The 3,419-nt window shown below is 45.4% G+C and carries 2 protein-coding genes, 1 tRNA gene and 1 pseudogene; 3 read left to right on the forward strand and 1 reads right to left on the reverse strand.

Going from position 1 to position 3,419, the window contains the following annotated elements:
- Positions 1-147: 147 nt before the first annotated feature.
- From J0895_RS00155 to kaiC, 3 genes and pseudogenes are all read left to right on the forward strand, one after another.
- A pseudogene (locus J0895_RS00155) lies at positions 148-300 on the forward strand (circadian clock protein KaiA); the annotation flags it as partial.
- Positions 301-358: 58 nt separating this feature from the next.
- Positions 359-673: a circadian clock protein KaiB gene (gene kaiB, locus J0895_RS00160; protein ID WP_207086131.1), complete on the forward strand. Its 315-nt coding sequence runs from the start codon at positions 359-361 to the stop codon at positions 671-673.
- A 302-nt stretch (positions 674-975) separates the two neighbouring features.
- Positions 976-2,538 carry a circadian clock protein KaiC gene (gene kaiC / locus J0895_RS00165; RefSeq protein WP_207086132.1) on the forward strand — a complete coding sequence of 521 codons (1,563 nt, stop codon included), beginning with the start codon at positions 976-978 and terminating at the stop codon, positions 2,536-2,538.
- 68 nt (positions 2,539-2,606) lie between these two features.
- On the opposite strand, the gene J0895_RS00170 is transcribed toward kaiC, so the two are convergent.
- Positions 2,607-2,679: transfer RNA gene (locus J0895_RS00170), tRNA-Arg, on the reverse strand.
- Positions 2,680-3,419 lie beyond the last annotated feature (740 nt).

Raw genomic sequence — 3,419 nt, forward strand, 5'->3', positions numbered from 1 at the left:
GCGCTGCCAATATCCTTCGCAAACTAAACGTAAAGGGAAAGTTCAAACTAGATTTGAGCCGACTTATTAGAGGCGAAATGAGCAGCGCCCATTAGAATTAGGCTTTGGTCTAAGGCTATGCAAGAATCCCCGTGTCTTTAGACCGGGGAGTGTCAAATGGATTTAATGGATGATTTTTCTAAACAACTTAAACTCGAAGGTCGCAGTGAAGAAATTCTCTTAGACTACCGATTAACTCTCATTGATATTATCGCTCATTTATGTGAAATGTATCGCCGCTCAATTCCCCGAGATGCTTAATCAATTTTTAGTCCTCCCACCCCGTTTTTTTTTCGCTCAATTTTCACAAAGTGAATCCATGATTAACCCCAAAAAAAACTACGTTCTCAAGCTTTACGTTGCCGGGAACACACCCAACTCAGTTCGAGCTTTAAAAACCCTCAAAGATATTTTAGAGCAAGAATTTGAAGGGGTTTATGCCCTCAAAGTTATTGATGTATTGAAAAATCCTCAACTCGCAGAAGAGGATAAAATCTTGGCAACCCCCACCCTCTCCAAAATCCTGCCCCCTCCCGTCCGCAAAATCATCGGAGACCTCTCGGACCGCGAAAAAGTCTTGATTGGTTTAGACCTCCTCTATGAAGAATTACGAGAAGAGCGAGAATTCGAGTAAAATCAATCGGTTCAAACCTGTCCAAAATTCTCTTAATTAATTCACAATCCTAGGTCCATCATCCCTAGCCCTGTCAAGGTGGTAAATTTAATGACAAAAAATCGTTGTTTCATGTAGGGGTTTGGTCTCCAAACCCGCTCCCTGATGTAGGGGTTTGGTCTCCAAACCCTCTGATCTGATGTAGGGGTTTGGTCTCCAAACCCTCTTGAGGCCATCTCATCGAAGCCCCTACAAATACACCTTGACAATCCTAGGTCCATCATCCCCCATCCCTAGCCTTCTTGTCATTTTAAACTCGCCCTATGAATCTTACTAAGCCATCTGGAGAAAGCGAAGAACGTATGCCCCTAGGCGTCCATAAAATCCGGACCATGATTGAGGGATTTGATGACATCAGTCATGGCGGAATGCCTGTCGGTAGAACAACCTTAGTCAGCGGCACCTCCGGTACAGGTAAAACCCTGTTTGCGGTTCAGTTCCTCTATAACGGCATCACCTTTTTTGAGGAACCCGGGGTGTTCGTCACCTTTGAAGAATCTCCCAGCGATATTATCAAAAATGCTTATAGTTTTGGCTGGGACCTGCAAAGTTTAATTGACCAAGGTAAACTCTTTATTCTCGATGCTTCGCCAGATCCAGAAGGACAAGATGTGGTCGGAAATTTTGACCTTTCTGCCCTGATTGAGCGAATTCAGTATGCCATTCGCAAATACAAAGCCAAACGAGTCTCTATTGATTCCGTAACCGCTGTCTTTCAACAGTATGATGCCGCCTCAGTGGTCCGTCGGGAAATCTTTCGGTTAGTCGCCCGTCTCAAACAAGTGGGCGCGACCACCATTATGACCACGGAACGAGTCGAAGAATATGGACCCGTGGCGCGGTTTGGGGTGGAAGAATTCGTCTCCGATAATGTGGTGATTGTTCGCAACGTCTTAGAATGCGAACGGCGTCGCCGGACCCTGGAAATTTTGAAATTGCGCGGCACCACCCACATGAAAGGAGAATATCCTTTCACCATCACCAATGAAGGGATTAATATCTTTCCCCTCGGCGCAATGCGCCTCACTCAACGCTCCTCGAATGTCCGGGTTTCTTCCGGAGTCAAAACCCTCGATACCATGTGTGGCGGTGGATTTTTCAAGGATTCTATTATTCTGGCAACCGGCGCAACCGGCACCGGAAAAACCCTCCTGGTCAGCAAATTTTTGGAGGATGCCTGTAAAAGTGGCCAACGGGCGATGATGTTTGCTTATGAAGAATCCCGCGCTCAACTGCTCAGAAATGCTTACTCCTGGGGGATTGATTTTGAAGAACTTGAAGAGAAGGGATTGCTAAGAATTCTCTGTGCTTATCCCGAGTCTACCGGGTTGGAAGACCATTTACAAATCATTAAAACCGATATTTCTGAGTTTAAACCGGCTCGGATTGCGATTGATTCTTTATCGGCTTTAGCTCGTGGTGTCAGTAACAATGCGTTTCGTCAATTTGTGATTGGGGTAACGGGCTATGCCAAACAAGAGGAAATCACGGGGTTTTTTACCAATACTACGGACCAATTTATGGGTTCTCATTCAATTACGGAATCCCATATTTCTACCATTACGGATACGATTTTGATGTTGCATTATGTGGAAATTCGCGGGGAAATGTCCCGGGCGATTAACGTCTTTAAAATGCGCGGTTCTTGGCATGATAAAGGCATTCGGGAATACTCGATTAGTCACAATGGACCGGATATTAAAGATTCGTTCCGCAATTATGAAGGGATTATCAGTGGTTCTCCCTCTCGGATTTCGGTAGACGAAAAAACCGAACTCTCCCGCATTGTCAAAGGGGTGCAGGGAAGAACTGGGGACGAACTTTAACGACAAGCATAAAAAAAGGGGGCCGGTTTGAAACTGGCCCCCTTTTTTATGAAGTGTTAATCACCCAACGAGCACGGAGGGATTTGAACCCCCGACACCCAGAACCGGAATCTGGTGCTCTATCCCCTGAGCTACGTGCCCTAACAATCTCCAACTATATCACCTGTTTGATAGAATAGCTATAAGTAAAAATACTCGTTTTTTGGGGACTGGCTTGATTACGGGGCATGGGTCAAAATAACTGACAAATTCACGGACTGAAGTTGGTTAAAGGGAGACCTAACCCCCCAACCCCCTTCCCTCCGAGGGAAGGGGGAGAATCAAAGCCCCTCCCCTCGGAGGGGAGGGGTTTGGGGAGAGGTCTCTTTCTGGATTCGCCAACAGAGTCATTCACGGGTGGGGCTATAGAGAAGACAGAGGCAGCAAAACCAGACGGGATATGCGCTAATTCCGGTTCCTGCCCTTTGCAACCTTCTTGGCGAGATGCCTGAATATCGGGCCGTTTCCAGGGAGGGTAGAGAGAAAACTTAAAAAAAGTTAAAATTTGAAGGGAATGTTTAAGATTTGACCTTTCCTATCTCGGATCTAACCAGGCGATAGATTTACCGAGAATCGGCGTAAAGCCCCCGGATTTATCCGTGGGGATATAAGCCGAGCGACTGACCAAGGGGAAGAAGCAATTATATTCGTTGTTGGTCTTTGATATATTGTTTAATGACAGCTAAGGAGGTCAATAAAATGTTTGGGTGTCAACAAATTTTAATTAATCCCAATAATGAGCTTAAAGCAATTCTTGAGTTTATTTGTGGTGAGTCCAATAAGCTGCACAACTGCGGAACATATTATGCAAGGCAACTTTATTTCAAAACAGGTAAAATCCC

This window comes from Phormidium pseudopriestleyi FRX01 (assembly GCF_017313335.1).
Taxonomy (GTDB): Bacteria; Cyanobacteriota; Cyanobacteriia; order Cyanobacteriales; family Laspinemataceae; genus Laspinema; species Laspinema pseudopriestleyi.